Annotated in this window: 17 protein-coding genes; 9 read left to right on the top strand and 8 right to left on the bottom strand. The window is 61.0% G+C overall.

The features are described from left to right. Positions 1-2 precede the first annotated feature (2 nt). Positions 3-1085, bottom strand: coding sequence for an efflux RND transporter periplasmic adaptor subunit (locus ACESMW_RS08620; RefSeq protein ID WP_372986633.1), 1083 nt, complete (start codon positions 1083-1085; stop codon positions 3-5). 345 nt (positions 1086-1430) lie between these two features. On the opposite strand from ACESMW_RS08620, the gene ilvG reads away from it, so the two are divergent. Both ilvG and ACESMW_RS08610 read left to right on the top strand, forming a co-directional pair. Beyond that, complete coding sequence (gene ilvG / locus ACESMW_RS08615; protein WP_372986632.1) at positions 1431-3131, top strand: acetolactate synthase 2 catalytic subunit; 1701 nt, start codon at positions 1431-1433, stop codon at positions 3129-3131. After that, entirely contained in the window at positions 3128-3406 is a 279-nt protein-coding gene (locus ACESMW_RS08610; RefSeq protein WP_372986631.1) for an ACT domain-containing protein, read from the top strand. The genes ilvG and ACESMW_RS08610 overlap by 4 nt, the downstream gene beginning before the upstream one ends. Before the next feature lie 182 nt (positions 3407-3588). On the opposite strand, the gene cynS is transcribed toward ACESMW_RS08610, so the two are convergent. Genes cynS through ACESMW_RS08590 form a run of 4 tightly spaced genes read right to left on the bottom strand, consistent with a single transcriptional unit; the run spans position 3589 to position 7286 of the window. Then, a complete protein-coding gene (cynS, locus tag ACESMW_RS08605) occupies positions 3589-4032 on the bottom strand; it encodes a cyanase (RefSeq protein WP_372986630.1) in 444 nt (147 codons plus the stop codon). Positions 4033-4059: 27 nt separating this feature from the next. Continuing rightward, a complete protein-coding gene (locus ACESMW_RS08600; RefSeq protein WP_372986629.1) occupies positions 4060-4974 on the bottom strand; it encodes an ABC transporter ATP-binding protein in 915 nt (304 codons plus the stop codon). Between the two features lie 57 nt (positions 4975-5031). Continuing rightward, positions 5032-5859: a nitrate ABC transporter permease gene (gene ntrB / locus ACESMW_RS08595; protein WP_372986628.1), complete on the bottom strand. Its 828-nt coding sequence runs from the start codon at positions 5857-5859 to the stop codon at positions 5032-5034. 2 nt (positions 5860-5861) lie between these two features. Beyond that, positions 5862-7286: an ABC transporter substrate-binding protein gene (locus ACESMW_RS08590; protein ID WP_372986627.1), complete on the bottom strand. Its 1425-nt coding sequence runs from the start codon at positions 7284-7286 to the stop codon at positions 5862-5864. Between the two features lie 301 nt (positions 7287-7587). Here ACESMW_RS08590 and ACESMW_RS08585 point away from each other — a divergent pair, with 301 nt between their 5' ends. Next, positions 7588-9504, top strand: coding sequence for a sigma 54-interacting transcriptional regulator (locus tag ACESMW_RS08585; protein WP_372986626.1), 1917 nt, complete (start codon positions 7588-7590; stop codon positions 9502-9504). 159 nt (positions 9505-9663) lie between these two features. Here ACESMW_RS08585 and ACESMW_RS08580 read toward each other — a convergent pair whose 3' ends face one another. The 3 genes from ACESMW_RS08580 to ACESMW_RS08570 form a co-directional block, all read right to left on the bottom strand. Beyond that, positions 9664-10845: an acetyl-CoA C-acyltransferase gene (locus ACESMW_RS08580; protein WP_372986625.1), complete on the bottom strand. Its 1182-nt coding sequence runs from the start codon at positions 10843-10845 to the stop codon at positions 9664-9666. A 16-nt stretch (positions 10846-10861) separates the two neighbouring features. Continuing rightward, entirely contained in the window at positions 10862-12013 is a 1152-nt protein-coding gene (locus tag ACESMW_RS08575; protein ID WP_372986624.1) for an acyl-CoA dehydrogenase family protein, read from the bottom strand. A gap of 84 nt (positions 12014-12097) precedes the next feature. After that, positions 12098-12859 (bottom strand): SDR family NAD(P)-dependent oxidoreductase, encoded by a 762-nt coding sequence (locus tag ACESMW_RS08570; protein ID WP_372986623.1) that lies wholly within the window; start codon positions 12857-12859, stop codon positions 12098-12100. A gap of 103 nt (positions 12860-12962) precedes the next feature. Here ACESMW_RS08570 and ACESMW_RS08565 point away from each other — a divergent pair, with 103 nt between their 5' ends. The 6 genes from ACESMW_RS08565 (at position 12963) to ACESMW_RS08540 (ending at position 20136) form a co-directional block, all read left to right on the top strand. Further along, a complete protein-coding gene (locus ACESMW_RS08565; protein ID WP_372986622.1) occupies positions 12963-13409 on the top strand; it encodes a MerR family transcriptional regulator in 447 nt (148 codons plus the stop codon). Positions 13410-13453: 44 nt separating this feature from the next. After that, on the top strand, positions 13454-14620 hold the full coding sequence (locus ACESMW_RS08560; protein ID WP_372986621.1) for an isovaleryl-CoA dehydrogenase: 1167 nt from the start codon (positions 13454-13456) through the stop codon (positions 14618-14620). Between the two features lie 187 nt (positions 14621-14807). Then, positions 14808-16415, top strand: a complete 1608-nt coding sequence (locus ACESMW_RS08555; protein ID WP_372986620.1) for a carboxyl transferase domain-containing protein — start codon at positions 14808-14810, stop codon at positions 16413-16415. 15 nt (positions 16416-16430) lie between these two features. After that, positions 16431-17234, top strand: a complete 804-nt coding sequence (locus ACESMW_RS08550) for an enoyl-CoA hydratase-related protein (protein ID WP_372986619.1) — start codon at positions 16431-16433, stop codon at positions 17232-17234. Positions 17235-17239: 5 nt separating this feature from the next. Next, complete coding sequence (locus ACESMW_RS08545; RefSeq protein ID WP_372986618.1) at positions 17240-19228, top strand: acetyl/propionyl/methylcrotonyl-CoA carboxylase subunit alpha; 1989 nt, start codon at positions 17240-17242, stop codon at positions 19226-19228. Next, the gene (locus tag ACESMW_RS08540; RefSeq protein WP_372986617.1) at positions 19228-20136 is read left to right on the top strand and encodes a hydroxymethylglutaryl-CoA lyase; all 909 of its coding nucleotides are present in this window, start codon (positions 19228-19230) and stop codon (positions 20134-20136) included. The genes ACESMW_RS08545 and ACESMW_RS08540 overlap by 1 nt, the downstream gene beginning before the upstream one ends. Positions 20137-20175: the final 39 nt, after the last annotated feature.

Genomic DNA, 20175 nt, shown 5'->3' with positions numbered 1-20175 from the left:
GATCAGCCCCTGTTGTCCGAGCGATCGACGGGGATGACTTCCTCACCCTCGCTGACGAAACCGCCGCCACGGGTGATCAGACGGATCTCATCAGGTAACCCGGTTACCCAGGCACCCTCGGTAGAGACACTGAGCAGCCGGACCGCAGCAAAGACCACCCTGTTATTCTCATCCACGTACTTGATGCCCGGACGGCCGTCATCACCCAGGCTGAGGTAGGCGGGCGAAATAAACAGAGCTTTGACTTCCGGTAGCGCGATCCGGAGGCTGGCGCTGCCGCCAGCAACCCGTTTCAGCTCCGGGTTCTCCACGGCAATCTCTACCGCGAAACTCCGGGTCTCGGGGTTGGCCGCACTGGCCACGAAGGTCACCACACCCTGGAGTTGGCCGCCATCCAGCAGATCAATCCGGACCGGCTGCCCCACGGCAACCTGGCTGACCGACTGCTGCGGAACCTGGCCAGTGGCTTTCAGACGGTCGATACGCACCAGCTCGAAAAGCGGTGAGCCAACCTGCACCAGGGTTCCCGGGTCTACATGCCGGGCATTGATAATGCCGTTAAAAGGTGCCGTCGGCGTCAGGTGCTGCACTGCCAGGCGGGCGGACGTCAATTCGGCTCGGGCGGCAGCGAGTTCGCTTTCCAGGTCCAGCAGCTGCGACTGCGAGGTGAAGTTTTCCGAGCGCAGCCGGCGCGCCGCCACCAGATCCGCCTCCAGCTTTTTCACCCTCGACTGCCACCGGGCCACCAGAGCCGAACGGCCATCGTCAGAAAACTGCGCCAGAACCTGGCCATCGGTGACAGCTTCCCCGAGATCGGCAGCCACTTCCTCAACGGTCCCCGCCACCCGGGCGTTCAGGCTCACGGAAAACCAGGGCTCAAGCTGGCCCTGGAGCTGGATGCCCGGCTCGTGCAGGCGCGCCTGCAGCGTTTCCACTTCCACGCTGGTCAGCTCCGCCTCCGGATCCTGTTGCCGATCGGGCGCCTGATCCGATGAAACCTTGACCTCGCCGGTCATCATCCAGATAACCAGGAGAACCACCACCAGCAGGGATAACCCGAGGGATCCCCATCTTGCTTTCGTCATTGAATGCTCGCTGTGCCTGAAAACGGTGAACAGGTATACGGAATGGGAAACCTTCCGCCGGCTTGTCAAAAAAACCGGCAATTAACGGTTGCATCCGATTAAAAACGTGGGGTAGATTCTACACAGAATCTTTTTACGAATTCAGAGCAGATAGTCGATTTCATGAATCTCAACGCAGTGATTGTCCTTGTGAAGCTTGTCCTGGTGGTCGTGGTACCGTCCGGGGGCTTTTGCGTGGACAAGCGGGTGAGATAGCGACAAACCTGACAAGACACCAGAAACCCCCGGCACCGAAAGGTCCCGGGGGTTTCTTTTTTTACGGCAAAAGAAAAGGGAAAAACGACCATGAACGGCGCACAGCACATTCTTGAAGCGTTCCACCGCCACAACATCAGCACGGTTTTCGGGTATCCCGGCGGCTGCATCATGCCGCTATACGACGCGCTGGTGGATGATGTGGGCGTGGAGCACGTGCTGTGCCGCCATGAACAGGGCTGCGCCCTGGCCGCCGACGGCTACGCCCGCGCCAGTGGCAAGCTGGGGGTGTGCATCGCCACCTCGGGCCCCGGTGCCACCAACCTGATCACCGGCGTGGCCAACGCCCACCGGGATTCCATTCCGATGCTCGTGATCACCGGCCAGGTACCCTCCGGTCTGATCGGCACCGATGCCTTCCAGGAAACCGACGTTCTGGGCATGACCCTGGGCATCGTTAAACACAGTTACCTGGTGGACGACGCGGACACCCTGCCCGCGATCATGGAAGAAGCCATCGAACTGGCCCAGAGTGGCCGGCCGGGGCCGGTGTGGGTTGATATTCCCAAGGACCTGTTGTTGAGCGAAGTGGCCGACGCGCCCTTCTCTCAGACCGAATTCTGTGAAGCAGACTGCCCGGACCTGAATGAAGCCGTGGCCATGCTGCGCTCCGCGCGCAAGCCGCTGCTCTACAGCGGCGGCGGCGTCAGCCTGGCCCACGCAGAGGACAGTTTCCGCACTTTCGCCGAAACATCGGCCCTGCCGGCGGTTGTCACCCTCAAGGGCATCGGCAACCCGGGCAAACACAATCCCTACAACCTCGGCATGCTGGGCATGCACGGCTCCCGCGCCGCCAACCGGGCTGTCGATGAGTGCGACCTGCTGCTGGTCATCGGCGCCCGCCTGGATGACCGGGCCACAGGGAAACTGGACGGCTTCGCCCCCAACGCAAAGATGATTCACATCGATGCCGATGCTGCCGAAATCAACAAGCTGCGCCCGGCTGACCTGGCCATCCGCGGGGACCTGAATGGCATTCTGGAAGAGTTGACCAGCGCGCTGAGGAGCAAACCGCTGGCCATCAGTGACTGGCAGAAGCAATGCCGCACCTGGCACACCATCGGTGGCTTCCACGCGGCCGACAATGAAGAGCCCCTGGCCCCGATCACTGGCCCGGCCTTCATCCGCCAGCTTTCCCGCATCGCCCCGGACGACACCGTCATCGCCTGTGACGTTGGCCAGCACCAGATGTGGGTGGCACAGCACTACGAGTTCGATCACCCGCGCCACCACCTCACCAGCGGCGGCCTGGGCACCATGGGCTTCGGCCTGCCCGCCGCCATCGGGGCGCAGTTTGCGGACCGCAACAGCACCGTGATCAACGTCACCGGCGACGGCTCGTTCATGATGAACGCCCAGGAACTGGCCACCATTCGCCGCTACAACCTGCCGCTGAAACTGATCATCATGGACAACCAGTGCCTGGGCATGGTCCGCCAGCAGCAGGAGCTGTTCTACGATAACCGGGAGAGTCAGATAAACCTGGACGACAACCCCGACTTCGTGGCCATGGCCCGGGCCTTCGATATCCCGGCCCTGCACATCGAACGCACCGACCAGATCCGCCGGGGCATCGAAACCATCCTGGCCTACAACGGCCCGATGCTGCTGCACGTGGCCATCAGCCGTGAAGACAACGTCTGGCCCATCGTCAAACCCGGCGCCAGTAACCGCGACATGATCGACGAAACCCGACGCACCAGCACTGCAAACAAGGAGAACGTAGCATGACCCCACAAGCGGACATCCCAATGCCCAGTTACACCCTCAATTGCCGAATGGCGCATGAAGCTGCGGCCCTGGAGCGGCTCTGCCAGGTGGTCCGTATTCGTGGGTTCCGGATTGCCACCATGGCGGTGGAAAGTGCGGAAGAGCACCTGGATATTGCCCTTACCCTGGAGGGTACCCGGCCGATTGCCATGTTGCAGTCGCAACTGGAGAAGCTTCACACGGTTGCCGAGGTTGCCCTGGATTCGGCTTCTGTGGCTCGGTCTCGTTCGGCCTGAGGCTTGGGGGGCTGGTCTTTTCGTAGCCTGAGGTTTGGCGGGCAGGTACGGGGGTGGCAGGTGGATTTTTCGCCGGAAAAAGGTGTCTGAGCGAAGCGAGTTCTTTTTCCAAGAAAAACTCCACCTGCCACCCCGCAAGCCCGCCCCTCAACCAACAGGCTACAAGGACGTTAACTCCAAAGTTACCAGGCTTTATAGGGCAGGAACTTCCCGTTCATGGTAACCACAACGCGGTCGCCCTTCGGATTCTCCTCCTTCTCGATGTCCATGGTGAAATCGATGGCGCTCATGATGCCGTCGCCGAATTTCTCGTGGATGAGTTCCTTCATGGTGTCTCCATAAACACCGACAATCTCATAGAGACGATAGATCAGCGGATCCTGGGGGATGGCGCTGTCCCAGGCTTTCTTTGGACACACCTGCAGGGCTTCCGCCACTGGCTTGTCGAGGCCCAGGGTTTCACACAATGCGAAGGCCTTGTCCTCGGTAAGGCTGTTCATGCCCAGGGCCGCTGAGGTGGTGAACACCGGGGACATGCCGATGGTCTCGGCGATGGTTTCCCAGGTCATGCCCTTGGAAAGTTTGGCTTCCAGGATTTTGGCGGTCATCAGTTCTTTGTTCATCATGGCTGTTTCCTCTCTTGGGTTTTAACGTCAGGCATTCACCGCACGGGCGGCAGTGTCAGATTCGGATTCGGTTTCAGATGCAGCAGCCGCCGGCGTTGGCTGGGCGACGCCACCCGCAGGCTCGACAACTTTCGGGGTGCCGTCTTTTTCCGGCAGGGCCGAGCCGCTTCGGTTGACCAGGAAGTCCACCAGGTAGTCCCGGGTCTTGTGGTAGGCCGGGTTCTGGAAGATGGTGGCCCGGGCCCTCGGGTGGGGAATATCCACTTTCACGCTTTCAGCGATGCGGGCATTGGGGCCGTTGGACATCAGGAAGATGCGGTCGGAGAGCAGGATGGCTTCGTCCACATCGTGGGTGATCATGAACACGGTCTGGCGGGTTTCTTCCCAGATCTTGACCAGTTCGTCCTGAATCACGCCCCGGGTGAGCGCATCCAGCGCGCCGAAGGGCTCATCCAAAAGCAACAATTCCGGCTGGGTGGCGAAGGCCCGGGCGATACTGACCCGCTGGCGCATGCCGCCGGAAAGCTGGGACGGTTTCCGATTGAGGGCGTGGTCCAGGCCCACCATTTTCAGGTAGCGCTCGCTGTGCTCCCTGACCTTTTCCTTGGTCCATTTGGGCCAGCGTGCCTGGACGGCAAACACGATATTGTTCAGGGCTGTTTTCCAGGGCAAAAGGCTGTAGTTCTGGAATACCACACCCCGCTCCAGGCCTGGGCCTTTCACTTCCTTTCCGTTCATCACCACATTACCCGCGCTGGCTTCATCCAACCCTGCCAGCACGTTCAGGATGGTGGATTTGCCGCAACCGGAGTGGCCGATGATGCAGACGAACTCGCCTTTCTCCAGGGCAAAACGGATGTCCTCGAAGACGGTCAGCTCGCCGCCCTGGCCGTCCGGATAGACTTTGGACAGGCCATCTACTTCCAGGAATGACTTACTCATAACAGGTCTCCGTTCGGAGGGTTGAGGCCGGCACCGGTTTGCCCGGTGCCGGACCGCTCATTCTTTGTATTCCACCAGTTTCTGGGCCTTGCCCAGGGCCAGGTCCAGGAGCATGCCCACCACCCCGATCATCAGGATGGAGAAGATCACACTGGCCAGATCCAGGTTGTTCCACTCGTTCCACACGTAGTAGCCGATGCCGGTGCCGCCCACGAGCATTTCCGCCGCCACGATGACCAGCCAGGCAATGCCGATGGAAATGCGCATGCCGGTCAGGATGGTGGGTGCGGCTGCCGGGAGGATCACCGTCAGCGCGGTCTTGATCGGGCTCAGTTCGTGGGTGCGCGCCACGTTGACCCAGTCCTGCCTCACGTTCGCCACACCAAAGGCGGTGTTCAGCAACATGGGCCAGATCGAGCAGATGAAGATCACGAAGATCGCCGAGGCATCGGAATCCTGGATGATGAACAGGGCCAGCGGCATCCAGGCCAGGGGCGAGATGGGCCGCAGCACCTGGATGTACGGGTTCAGGGCCTTGTACATCAGTGGCGACATGCCGATCAGGAAGCCGACGGGCAGCGCGATGGCCATAGCCGCCAGGTACCCGGTCAGTACCCGGTACACCGAATAGGCCAGCTGGATACCGATGCCCTTGTCGTTGGCGCCCGCGTCATAGAACGGGTTGGACAACTCGGCCCAGGCCAGCTTGATCACCTCGGAGGGCAGCGGAACCCGTGATTCCTGGTCCGCACCACCCATCAGCATTTCGTATTCGGTCATTCCGGTCTGGGCTTCCGGGGGCTGGGTTGCCATTTCCCAGAGCCCCAGGGCCAAGATCAGGAACGACACCGACAGCAGTGCTGCCCGAACGTTCAGGGAAGCCATGGTTACACCCTCCCGATCGCGAAGCTGCTGGCGTACTCTTCAGCGCTGTCCGGATCGAAGGTCTTGCCCATGATGGTGTGGGTCTTGTAGGTCTTGTCCGGGGCGGTGTAGCCCAGTTCTTCCATGATCCTGCCGGTCTCGCCCGCCAGGTAGACCTGTTCGGCAATGCCTTTATAGTCCACGTCGCCTTCGATATAACCCCAACGCTTCATCTGGGTGAGAATCCAGACACCCATGGAGTGCCAGGGGAACGGGTCGAAATCGATCCGATCCGGTACGTTCTGAACCTCGCCAAGGCCATCGGCGTAGTACCCGGTCAGCACCTGCTGAATTACCGGTACCGGCTGGTTCAGGTAGTTCTTGGGCGCGATGGCTTCGGAGATTTCCTTGCGGTTATCCGGGTTGTTGGAGTACTGGGTGGCGTCAATGATGGCGCGTAGCAGGGCTCCATAGGTATTCGGGTTCTGGGTGGCGAACTGCTGGCTGCAGGCAAAGGCACAGCACGGGTGGCCTTCCCATATGTCCTTGGTGAGCATGTGGATGAAGCCTACCTTCTCCCAGACGGCCCGCTGGTTGAACGGATCGGGAGACAGGTAACCATCGAGGTTACCAGCGCGCAGGTTGGCGACCATCTCGGGTGGCGGAACCACACGAATCTGCACATCCTTGTCCGGATCGATGCCATTCTCGGCCAGGTAGTAGCGCAACAGGAAGTTGTGCATCGAGTACTCGAACGGCACGCCGAATTTGAAGCCTTTCCACTGCTTCGGATCCCGTTTGTCCTTGTGATCCACGTGCAAAACGATGGCCTGGCCGTTGATATTCTCAACCGCCGGCATGATGAACGGCTCCGGTGTGGAGCCGGCACCCATGGTCATCGCCAGCGGCATGGGTGTGAGCATGTGGGAAGCGTCGTACTCGCCCGCCAGGGATTTGTCCCGGGCCACCGCCCAGCCCGCAGTCTTGGTGACGGTCACATCGAGGCCGTAACGCTCATAGAAACCCATGGGGTGCGCCATGATGATCGGCGTGGCGCAGGTGATCGGCACAAAGCCGACATTCAGTTTGGTTTTCTCCAGCTTGCCCAGGGATTCCTTCACGGCCGCCTTGGCCTTCTCCATAGGGAACACACTGCTCAGCAGCGCCGCCGCGGTGCCTGCCCCCATCATCTTCATGAAGCTCCGCCGGCTGTGGTCGTTGTGACCGAACACCGAGCGAACCACCGCGCTCTCGATGGCACGATCCATCATCGCCTCGGAATCCAGGGCGCCTTCAGAGACGATCGCACCCTGGCTTGATGATTGCTGAAGATTCAGGGATACCGACGGCATTTCCTGTCCGGGTTTGCACTCCGGACAACCGCAGGTTTTGGCGTGGATCAGTGATTGGTCACCGTCAAACGGATTGCCAAGGCTTTTCGTAGTCATGGGGCACTCTCCCTACTCTCGGACTGTTTTTGCACGCTTTCGGTGCGACAAGGTTGCGGCTCGGGACCGTCAGCAAGACTCGTGCGGCTCGGGCTACGCGTTCTGGGAGAGCTATCGCAGGGTTCGTGCCAACTACGTATTTTTTATACTTTTCTGTTTTTATTGATTTTTCAGGAAGATCTGACGAGCAGGCGCAGCTACGACTTTTCGTATTTCACGATTTTTCGTGACGGGAACACCGAATTTTCGTAGTTGGCACAGGGTTTGTTCTGTTCTTTTCGTAACAACACAGGACACCCTCATGAACATCGAGACCACCATTGCTCCGATCGCCACAACAAGCTGGATTGACCACCTCCCGGAGGCGGCGCTACTTGTGGATGCCGCGCAGGATCTGATACTCGCCGCGAACAGCGCGATGGGCCGGATGATCGGCACCGACCGGCAATCCCTGACAGATACCCCCTGTACTCACCTTTTCGCGGACCAGCGACCACAACTGATTACCTTCACCGAGGAAACCCTGTTCCGCAGCCATGGCTGGAGCCGGGATTTCGTGATCAGGCACCGGGGCGGCCACACCGTAGAGCTGGAAATATCCTCATCCCGGGTTGGCGAGGCCGAATCCCAGAACGTGCTGCTCTTGCTTCGGGACCGTCGCCATCTCCGCACACTTCGCGAGCGGCACGACGCCAATCACTACCACCGGGGCGGCTTGCTGGAATGGCGGCGGGTAGAGGAACTGTTCAAGGACATGGAGCGTGAAAACCAGCTGATCCTGCACGCCGTGGGGGAAGGCATTTACGGAGTGGATGCCGAGGGCCGCACGACCTTCGCCAATCCGGCAGCGGAACGGATGCTCGGCTGGCGTATTGACGAACTCATGGGCCGGGTCATTCACCGGGTGGTGCATCACTCCCACGAGGACGGCAGTCTCTATCCCCTGAAAGAGTGCCCTATCTACGCCGCCTTCCGGGACGCCAGCGTGAAACGGGTGGGCGAAGACTGGTTCTGGCGCAAGGACGGCACCGGGTTTCCCGTGGAGTACACCAGCACGCCGATTCTGGATAACGGTCATCCGGTGGGAGCCGTGGTGGTGTTCCGGGACATCTCCCCCCGCCTGCAGGCACAGAAGGAACTGCAGAAGGCCCTGGAGGAAGTGGAGAGCCTCAAGCACCGGCTGGAGATGGAAAACGCCTACCTGCAGGAGGAACTGAGCGCCGAATACCACTTCCACGAAATCTTGGGCCAGAGCGACGCCATCAAGGCCATCGTCCGGCGGATCGGCATGGTCGCCCCCACCGATGCCAACGTGTTGATTACCGGCGAATCCGGCACCGGCAAGGAACTGATCGCCCGCGCCATCCATCAGTCCAGCACCCGCCGTGACCGCCCCCTGATCCGGGTGAACTGTGCGGCGATTCCCAAGGACCTGTTCGAAAGTGAATTCTTTGGCCACATCAAGGGTGCGTTTACCGGCGCCGTCAGTGACCGCGTAGGCCGGTTTGAACTGGCCGACGGTGGCACCCTGTTTCTGGATGAGGTAGGCGAAATCCCCCTGGAACTGCAGGGCAAACTACTCCGGGTGCTGCAGGACCAGCAGTTCGAGCGGGTGGGAGAAAACCGGACCCGGGCAGTGGATGTGCGGGTGATCGCGGCCACCAACCGGGATCTGAAATCGGAGGTTCAGCAGAAAACCTTCCGGGAGGACCTCTATTTTCGTCTGAATGTCTTCCCGATTGAATCCGTGCCGCTGCGCAGGCGCCTGGAAGACATCCCGATTCTCGCCCAGGAATTCCTGAATCGGGCCTGTCAGAAATTCAACCGGCCAACACTGGCACTGAGAGAGCGGGACGTCGAAACCCTGAAAGCCTACCACTGGCCGGGCAATGTTCGGGAACTGGAAAACGTGATCGAACGCCAGGTGATCACAGCCGATGGCCGGCTGGATCTGGACCTGCAGGGTCCCGATTCCGCGGCCAGACCCACGTCGGAACCGATACCGCCGGCGAGGCATTACAACGGTGAGCTGATGACAGAACAGGAACTCAGGGAGCTGGAGAAGCAGAACCTCAGACAGGCCCTGAAAATCAGTGGCGGCCGGGTGTTCGGCGACGACGGCGCCGCGGCACTACTGGGCGTCAAACCGACCACCCTGTCCTCACGCCTGAAAAAACTGAAAATCGAACCGCGACAGTTTCAGGTGAGGAATCATTAACCTTGTGAATCAGCCAAGGTAAGTCGGCGCGGGGTGGCAGGTGGCTTTTTCGCCGGAAAAAGGTGCCTGAGCGAAGCGAGTTCTTTTTCCAAGAAAAACTCCACCTGCCACCCCGCAAGCCCGCCCCCGAACTGACAGGCTACAGGGAATATAAGCCGATCAGATCAACTCAATAGCCACAGCCGTGGCTTCACCACCGCCGATGCAGAGCGAAGCCACGCCACGCTTGAGCCCACGCTGTTTCAGCGCGTTGATCAGGGTGACGATGATCCGGGAACCGGAGGAGCCGATCGGGTGACCGAGGGCGCAGGCGCCGCCATGGACGTTCACCTTCTCCGCCGGAAGCTTCAGCTCGTTGATCGCGGCCAGGGTAACCACTGCGAAGGCTTCGTTGATCTCGAACAGATCGACATCGTCCAGCGTCCAGCCCGCTTTCTTGAGGACCTTCTCGATGGAGCCGATCGGCGCGATGGTGAACTCGGACGGCAGGCGTGCATTGGTGGCATGGGCCACGATGCGGGCCTGGGGTGTCAGGCCTCGGGCGTCAGCTTCAGCCGCAGAGGCCAGTACCAGGGCGGAGGCACCGTCACTGATGGAACTGGAGTTTGCTGCGGTCACGGAGCCGTCTTTGGCGAACGCTGGCTTCAGCTGCGGGATTTTCTCCGGTCTGGCGTTGCCAGGCTGCTCGTCGGTATCCACTTCGGTGTCACCGCCGCGGCCAGAGACAGTCACCGGAACAATCTCGTCCCTGAACCAGCCGTTTTCGATGGCGGCGAGGGATTTCTGCAGGGAGCCGATGGCAAATTCGTCCATGGCCTGACGGCTGATATCGAACTTGTCGGCAGTGCGCTGGGCGAACACGCCCATCAGGCCGCCTTCATAGGCGTCTTCCAGGCCGTCCAGGAACATGCTGTCCAGCACCTGGCCATGGCCCATGCGCATGCCGGCACGGGCCTTGGGCAGCAGGTACGGCGCCTGGCTCATGTTTTCCATGCCGCCAGCGATCATGATGTTGTTGGTGCCGGCCTTGATCTGGTCGTGGGCCATGATGACCGCCTGCATGCCCGAACCACACATCTTGTTGATGGTGGTGCAGCCAGAGCTGTCCGGTATGCCGGAAGCACGGGAAGCCTGGCGTGCCGGGGCCTGGCCGAGGCCGGCGGGCAGTACGCAGCCCATGATGACTTCCTGGATGTCCGCCGGCTGGAGACCGGCCCGCTCGATGGCCGCCTTGATGGAAGTGGCGCCCAGTTGCGGGGAGCGTATGGAGCTCAGGGAGCCCATCATGCCGCCCATCGGGGTTCTTGCTGATCCTGCGATTACTACGTCGTTGTTGCTCATTGATGTCCTCACTTAATCAGGCTTTACCCAGCACAGAGCGGGCAATAATTTCTTTCATCACTTCCGAGGTGCCGCCGTAAATCCGCTGCACCCGGGCATCGATAAAGTTCCGGGAAATCGGGTACTCCGTGGTGTAGCCGTAGCCGCCAAACAGCTGCAGGCAACCATCGGCCACCCGGCACTGCATCTCGGTGGCGCTGTACTTGGCCATGGATGCGGTCGGGGCATCGAGTTTGCCTTCCTCATACTCGCGGATGCACTGGTCAACAAATGCCTTGTTCACCCGGTAGTCGGTTTCCATGCGGGCGATTTCGAAACGGGTGTTCTGCAGTTGGGCCAGCTTCTGGCCGAACAGTTCCCGCTCCTGGGTGTAGGTGATGGTCATGTCCAGGGAGCCGCGGGCAGCGGCGACGCCAAGGGCGCCGATAACCAGGCGTTCCCGTGGCAGCTCGCGCATCAGGTAAACGAAGCCCTGCCCTTCTTCGCCGAGCAACGCGGAGGCGGGGACGCGCATGTCCGAGAAGAACAGTTCGGAGGTGTCACCGGAGTGCTGGCCGATCTTGTCCAGATTGCGGCCCTTGCTGTAGCCCGGCAGGGAGGTGTCCACCAGGAACAGGCTGATGCCCCTGGCACCGGCGCTCGGGTCGGTCTTGGCCGCAACGATCACCATGTCGGCATGCTGGCCGTTGGTAATGAAGGTCTTGGAGCCGTTGAGGATGTAGTCATCCCCGTCCCGGACCGCGCTGGTGCGGATGGCCTGGAGATCACTGCCGGCGCCCGGCTCGGTCATGGCGATGGCGCCGACGGCTTCGCCGGAGACCATCTTCGGCAGCCATTGCTGCTTCTGTTCCTCGTTACCGATGTGGCTGAGGTACGGAGCGACGATGTCGGAATGCACCATGACATTGGTGGAAAGCGCACCGAAGCCCATGCGGGCCAGCTCTTCACCAACCACGACAGAGTATTGGAAAGGCGCGCCACAGCCACCGCACTCTTCGGGCACATCCACGCACAACATCCCTGCGTTGCCGAGTGTGTTCCAGAGTTCCCGGGGGACGATGCCGGACTTTTCCCAGGCTTCGTATTGGGGCGCCACTTCGGTTTCCAGGGCCTTGATAACAGAGTCCCGGAACAGCGCCAGTTCTTCTTGATCGACAGGATTGGTCATGTCGCTCACCTGTGGTTATCAGATCGCTTTTGGCAGATCACGTGGGTATTGAGGATCCGCTTGTGGCAGATCCTGTTCGTCAAATCACTTGGGCGCCATGCGCAGCGCACAGTCGAGGCGGATCACCTCGCCATTGAGAATCGGGTTGCGCACCATCTGGTCCACCATCATGCCAAATTCCTCCGGCTTGCCAAGCCGCTTCGGGAACGGCAGGGTGGCGGCAAGGCTATCCTGAACTTCCTGGGGCATACCTGCCATCATCGGGGTCATGAAAATGCCCGGTGCGATGGTATTCACCCGGATACCCTCCCGGGCCAGCTCACGGGCGGCCTGCAGGGTAAGGGCCACCACACCGCCCTTGGAAGCACTGTAGGCGGATTGGCCGATCTGGCCTTCAAACGCCGCCACGGAAGCGGTGTTGATGATCACACCCCGCTCGCCATCGGCATTGGGCTCACGCTGGGCCATGTCCGCCGCTGCCAGTCTCAGGATATTGAAGGTACCAATCAGATTAACCTGGATAACCTTGCTGAACTTCTCCAAAGGCATCACGCCATCGCGACCCAGAATCTTCGAGGCCGGGGCAATACCGGCGCAGTTGACGGCGATGCCGCAGAGGCCGTGGGCATCCCGGGCCGCACTGATGGCCGCCTCGGCGCTTTCCGGGGAGGTCACGTCGCACTCAACGAAGATGCCACCGAGCTCGGCTGCCACCTTCTCACCCTGCTCTTTATTCACATCCAGGATCGCCACCTTGCAGCCTGCAGCGGCCAGCGCCCGGGCCGACGCCTCACCAAGACCTGAGGCTCCACCTGTTACAATGGCCGGTACATTATTGAAATCCATCGTTCACTCCTCTTTTTGTAATCCGCTTGTGTGAAATCGGACCAGAAAACCACTTTACGTTTACGTAAACTTTATCTAACCTTAGTCGAAAAAGGAAATCGTCATGGTCGAAAAAAGAACCTTCAGCATCAGCGAGCTCTCGCAGGAGTTCGATGTCACAACGCGAAGCATCCGCTTCTATGAGGATCAGGGCCTGCTCAAACCCAGGCGCCGCGGGCAGACACGCATTTTCAGTACCAAGGACCGGGTGCGCCTGAAGTTGATTCTCCGCGGTAAACGCATGGGTTTCACCCTTGCAGAAACCAAGGAACTTTTCGACCTCTGGGACGAGACCCTGACCGGCAATGAAAAACAGCTGCTGAAAATGCTGGAAATCCTGGAAGCCCGTAAGGCCATGCTGGAACAGCAGAAGAACGACATAGCGCAGGCGGAAATGGAAATAGATACCGCCGAGGCCCGGTGCCGCGAAGCCCTGGCCGACCTGGAGAAGAAGAAAAAAGAACAGGGCCTGGTATCGAAAGAGACAGAAGAAGCCGTTGCCCACAAGTGACGGAAACCAAACATCTAGCTTTCAAAACAAGAAGGTAGCCAACGATGAAATCACAATACTCAGAGCTGAATTTCGGCCTCGGTGAAACCCTCGACATGCTGCGTGAGCAGGTCAACGGCTTTGCTGCCTCCGAAATCGCCCCGCGCGCCGAAGAAATCGACCGCAACAACGAGTTCCCCATGGACCTGTGGCGGAAAATGGGCGACATGGGCCTGCTGGGTATTACCGTGAGCGAAGAATACGGCGGCTCCGACATGGGTTACCTGGCCCACGTCATCGCCATGGAAGAAATCAGCCGCGCCTCCGCCTCCGTTGGCCTCTCCTACGGTGCCCACTCCAACCTCTGCGTGAACCAGATTCACCGCAACGGCACCGAAGAACAGAAACAGAAATACTTGCCCAAACTGGTCAGCGGCGAACACATCGGCGCCCTCGCCATGTCCGAGCCCAACGCCGGCTCCGACGTTGTCTCCATGAAACTCCACGCCCGTGACGAAGGCGACCACTACGTCCTTAACGGCAACAAGATGTGGATCACCAATGGCCCGGATGCCAACACCTACGTCATCTACGCCAAGACCGACCCGAAAGGCGGCTCCAAGGGCATCACCGCCTTCATCGTCGAACGCGACTACCCGGGCTTCAGCCGCCACCAAAAACTCGACAAACTCGGCATGCGTGGCTCCAACACCTGTGAGCTGGTGTTCGAAGACTGCAAAGTCCCCAAGGAAAACATCCTGGGCGGCGAAGGCAACGGCGCCAAAGTCCTCATGAGCGGCCTCGACTACGAACGCCTCGTCCTCTCCGGCGGCCCCCTGGGCATCATGCAGGCCGCCATGGACGTGGTCGTCCCCTACATCCGCGAGCGCAAACAGTTCGGCCAGGCCATCGGTGAATTCGAACTGGTTCAGGGCAAAGTGGCGGACATGTACACCTGGATGAACACCGCCAAATCCTACGTCTACATGGTGGCCCAATCCGCCGACCGTGGCGAAACCACCCGCAAAGACGCCGCCGGCGCCATCCTTTACTCCGCCGAAATGGCCACCAAACTGGCCCTGGACGCCATCCAGCTGCTCGGCGGCAACGGCTACATCAACGAATACCCGACAGGCCGCCTGCTGCGGGACGCCAAGCTGTATGAAATCGGTGCCGGTACGTCCGAAATCCGCCGGATGCTGATCGGTCGCGAGCTGTTCCTCAATAAGTAACGAACGCTCGATCCAATCGACTCACGGACTATAACTCCCACGGTAAGCCGAGGGGGTGGCGGGTGGTCCTCCCGGGAATGTTGAAGGCCAGGGAAGGCCTGAAACAAGCGCACATGGACGTGCTCGTAGCGGTTCCCGGGAGGACCGCCCGCCACCCCCGGATGCCCCGAATCAGAAGGCTGGGAAAATGACCATTCTCCAAAGCAAAATAAACCCAAGATCTGAAGAGTTTCAGGTCAACAAAGAGTCCATGGCAGCAGCCGTAGCGGACCTGCGGGAAAAAGTCACCAAGATCCAGCAAGGCGGCGGCCCCGACTACCAGAAGCGCCACACCGACCGCGGCAAACTCCTGCCCAGGGAACGCATCAACCGCCTGCTCGACGACGGCTCCCCGTTCCTCGAAATCGGCCAGTTCGCCGCCTACAACGTCTACGACGAAGAAGTCCCCGCTGCGGGCGTCGTCGCCGGTGTAGGCCGCGTCTCCGGCACCGAATGCATGATCATCGCCAACGATGCCACGGTAAAAGGCGGCAGCTACTACCCGCTGACGGTGAAAAAACACCTGCGCGCCCAGGAAATCGCCCTGGAAAACCGCCTGCCCTGCATCTACCTAGTCGACTCCGGCGGCGCCAACCTGCCGAGACAGGACGAAGTCTTCCCCGACCGTGACCACTTCGGCCGCATCTTCTACAACCAGGCCCGCATGTCCGCCGACGACATCCCCCAGATCGCCGTCGTCATGGGCCTGTGCACCGCGGGAGGCGCCTACGTGCCCGCCATGGCCGACGAATCCATCATCGTCCGCAACCAGGGCACCATCTTCCTGGCCGGCCCGCCCCTGGTAAAAGCTGCCACCGGTGAAGTGGTCAGCGCCGAAGACCTGGGCGGAGCCGACGTGCACTGCAAGATCTCCGGTGTTGCCGACCATTACGCCGAGAACGACGCCCACGCCCTGGAAATTGCCCGCCGCTGCGTGGCCAACCTGAACCGCCGCAAGCCGGTTCCGGTGGAAGTCCAGAAGCCCCGGGCACCGCTGTACGATTCCGAAGAAATCTACGGCATCGTCGGCACCGACCTGCGCAAACAGTTTGACGTGCGCGACGTGATCGCACGCATCGTCGACGGCTCCGAATTCGACGAATTCAAACGTTACTACGGCCAGACCCTGGTCACAGGTTTTGCCCATATTCACGGCTACCCCGTGGGCATCGTCGCCAACAACGGCATCCTGTTCAGCGAGTCTGCCCAGAAAGGCGCGCATTTCATCGAACTGTGCTGCCAGCGCAACATCCCGCTGCTGTTCCTGCAGAACATCACCGGCTTCATGGTCGGCCAGAAGTACGAATCCGAAGGCATCGCCAAGCACGGTGCCAAGATGGTCATGGCCGTCGCCTGTGCCGAAGTACCCAAGATCACCGTGCTGATCGGCGGCAGCTACGGCGCTGGCAACTACGGCATGTGTGGTCGCGCCTACAGTCCGGACTTCCTGTGGATGTGGCCCAACGCCCGCATCTCCGTCATGGGCGGCGAACAGGCCGCCGGCGTTATGGCCCAGGTTCGCCGCGAAGGCCTCGAGCGCAAGGGCGAGACCTGGAGTGAAGAAGATGAGGTCGCATTCAAGAAGCCCATAGCCGACAAGTACGAGCACCAGGGCCACCCTTACTACGCCAGCGCCCGCCTCTGGGACGACGGCGTGATCGACCCGGCCCAGACCCGGGAAGTGGTTGCCCTGAGCCTGTCCGCCACACTGAACCGGCCCGCGAAGCCCACACGCTTCGGCGTGTTCCGCATGTAACCGAGGAGAACGATCATGTCAGAACAGGAATCTGCGGTTCTGCTGAAACGCCGCGAAGGCGGTGTGACCGAGGTTGTGCTGAACCGCCCGGAGAAACGCAACGCTTTTGACGACGTCATCATCCAGCAGCTGATCCATACGCTGACCGACGTCAACGCCGACAGCCGGACCAAAGTGGTGATCCTGCGTTCCGAGGGCAAACACTTCTCTGCCGGCGCGGACCTGGGCTGGATGCGTCGCATGGCCGAAAACACCCACCAGGAAAACCTGGACGATTCCCGGGAACTGGCGCGGCTGATGAGTGTACTCAACCACCTGTCCAAGCCGGTGATTGGCCTGGTGCAGGGTGCGGCCTTCGGCGGCGCCGTCGGCCTCGCCGCCTGCTGCGACATCGTCATCGCCACCGAGCAATCCAGCTTCTGCCTGAGTGAAGTGAAGCTCGGCCTGATTCCGGCGGTCATCAGCCCCTACGTGGTGCGTGCCATCGGTGAACGCCAGGCCCGCCGGTACTTCATCTCCGCCGAGGTCTTCACCGCGAAGCAGGCTCAGGAGTATGGGCTGGTGCACATCGTGTGCGATGACGTGAATGCCATGGAGCAGCGTTGCAACGAAATGCTCCAGCAGCTGGCCATGAACGGCCCCGAGGCCATGAAAGCCGCCAAGGACCTGGTATTTGCCGTCAGCCACAAGCCGATCGATGAAACCGTGATCGACGATACCGCACACCGTATCGCAGACATCCGCGTGGGCGTGGAAGGCCAGGAAGGACTGAGCGCTTTCCTGAACAAACGCAAGGCCAACTGGGTTCCGGAGGAATAACAACAATGTTCAGCAAGATTCTGATTGCCAACCGGGGCGAAATCGCCTGCCGGATAATCCAGACTGCCCACCGCATGGGGATCCGCTGTGTCGCGGTCTACTCCGACGCGGACGCCAGTGCCCGGCATGTGGCCATGGCCGACGAAGCGTTCCATATCGGCCCGGCGCCCAGCTCCGAGAGCTACCTCCGGGGCGAAAAGATCATCGAGATTGCCAAACAGAGCGGCGCCCAGGCCATCCACCCGGGTTACGGCTTCCTGTCCGAAAACACCGGGTTCGCCGAAGCCTGCGAAGCCAACGGCATTGTCTTTATCGGTCCGCCCTCCTCCGCCATTGCAGCCATGGGCTCCAAGTCCGCGGCCAAGGCCATCATGGAGAAAGCCGGCGTGCCGCTGGTACCGGGTTACCACGGCAAGGACCAGTCCCCGGAAGTGCTCCGTGCCGAAGCCGAGAAGTGCGGCTTCCCCCTGCTGCTGAAAGCCGTCGCCGGCGGTGGCGGCAAGGGCATGCGGGTGGTCGAGAACATGTCCGAATTCGACGATGCCCTGGCCGCCGCCCAGCGCGAGGCGAAGAATGCCTTCGGCAACCCGGACATGCTCATCGAGCGTTACCTGACCCAGCCCCGGCACGTGGAGATCCAGGTCTTCTGTGATCAGGACGGCAACGGCATCTACCTGGCCGAGCGGGACTGCTCGGTCCAGCGCCGCCACCAGAAAGTCCTGGAAGAAGCGCCGGCCCCGGGCCTGACCGAGGAAACCCGCAAGGCCATGGGCGAAGCCGCCGTGCGCGCCGCCCAGGCCATCAACTACGTGGGCGCGGGTACCGTCGAGTTCCTGTACGACGTGGACGGCTCCTTCTTCTTCATGGAGATGAACACCCGTCTGCAGGTGGAGCATCCTGTCACCGAAATGGTCACCGGCCAGGACCTGGTGGAATGGCAGCTGAAAGTGGCCTGGGGCGAGCCCCTGCCCCTGAACCAGGACCAGGTCAAAACCCGCGGCCATGCCCTGGAAGCACGGATCTACGCCGAGGACCCGGACCAGGACTTCCTGCCGGCCACCGGCACCCTGCGCTACCTGAGCACCCCGGACGAATCCGCCCACGTGCGGGTGGACACCGGCGTCACCGAAGGCGACGAGATCAGCATCCACTACGACCCGATGATCGCCAAGCTGATCGTCTGGGACGAAACCCGGGACCAGGCCATCAACCGCATGGTCCAGGCGCTGGAGCACTACCGCATTGCCGGCGTGAAAACCAACATCCGGTTCCTGCACGCCCTGGCCGACGCCCAGCCGTTCCGGGAAGCGGACCTTACCACCAACTTCATCAGCGCCCACGAGGAACTGCTGTTTCCCAAATCCAGGCTCGACACCCACAAGGCCCTGGTGCTGGCCGCCGGCTTCGTGCTGGAGCAGCGCAAATCCTCCGAGCCGGTGACCGCGGATCCCTGGTCCCCGTTCAGCCGCAAGAACAGCTGGCGCATGAACTCGGAATACGCCCAGCCACTGAAGCTGCAGGTGGGCGATGACATCCACGAACTCAAGATCCTCGAGCGGGACGACCGCTACCAGGTCTTCGTGGGCGACAGCGTGTACCACCTGAACGCGAAACTGGACGACGACTACCTGCAGGCGGTGGTAAACGGCCACCGGATCAGTGTTCACGGGAACCTGCACGACGACCAACTGGTCCTGTTCTACGAAGGCGACACCTTCAAGTGCACCGTCTACCGCGAAACCTACGGTTTCGAGGAAATGGCCGGCGAAGGCAGCCTGGCCGCTCCGATGAACGGCGCAATCGTTGCCGTTCAGGCCAAGGTGGGCGACAAGGTAAGCGCCGGCCAGACCCTGGTCATCATGGAAGCCATGAAAATGGAACACGCCATCAAGGCCCCGGCCGACGGCGTGGTGAGCGAGATTTTCTTCGCCGAAGGCGACCAGGTCTCCGAAGGTGCCGAACTCATTGCCATCGAAACCGAGGAGGCTGATTGATGGCTTTTCCGAAACAGGTTCGACTGGTGGAGATGAGCCCCCGGGATGGTCTGCAGAACGAGCCCGGCCCGGTCATCGCCACCGACATCAAGACCGGCCTGATCGACCGGCTTGCCGACTGCGGCCTGAGCCACATCGAGGCCGCCAGTTTTGTGTCACCCAAGTGGGTGCCACAGATGGGCGATGCCGCCGATGTCATGGCCGGAATCAACCGCAAGGCCGGCGTCCGGTATTCCGCCCTCACCCCCAATCTGAAGGGGTTTGAAGGCGCGCTGGCGGCGAAGGTCGACGAGGTAGCCGTGTTCGGGGCCGCCTCCGAATCCTTCACCAAAAAGAACATCAACTGCACCATCGCCGAAAGCCTGGAGCGGTTTGCTCCCGTGGTCGAGGAAGCCCGCAAGCACAACATTCCCGTACGCGGATACGTCTCGACCGTTCTGGGCTGCCCGTACGAGGGCGACATTGCTCCGGAACAGGTCGCCACAGTCGCCAAAGCCCTCTACGACATGGGCTGCTACGAGATCTCCCTGGGCGATACCATTGGCGTAGGTACGCCACTGAAGGCAAAGCGTATGCTGGAAGCGGTGGCCACACACGTTCCCATGGAACGCCTGGCCGCCCACTTCCATGACACCTACGGTCAGGCCCTGGCCAACCTCTACGCGGTGCTGGAAGAAGGCGTGAGCGTAATCGACGCCTCCGTCGCCGGCCTGGGCGGCTGCCCGTATGCCAAAGGAGCTTCCGGCAACGTGGCGACCGAGGACGTGTTATATCTGCTTAACGGTCTTGGCATCGAAACAGGTGTCGATCTGGACAAACTGGTCGCCACCGGCGACTGGGTTTGCCAGCAACTGAATCGCCATAACGGCTCGAAAGTCGGCCAGGCTATGGGCGGTAACTGCCAATGATTGAATTGGCGGGCGGGTACAGCTTCCCGGGACTGTCTG

Origin of the sequence: Marinobacter sp., from assembly GCF_041690455.1 — a bacterium.
In the GTDB taxonomy this organism is placed as follows: domain Bacteria; phylum Pseudomonadota; class Gammaproteobacteria; order Pseudomonadales; family Oleiphilaceae; genus Marinobacter.
This window is presented reverse-complemented; position numbering and strand designations above follow the sequence as displayed.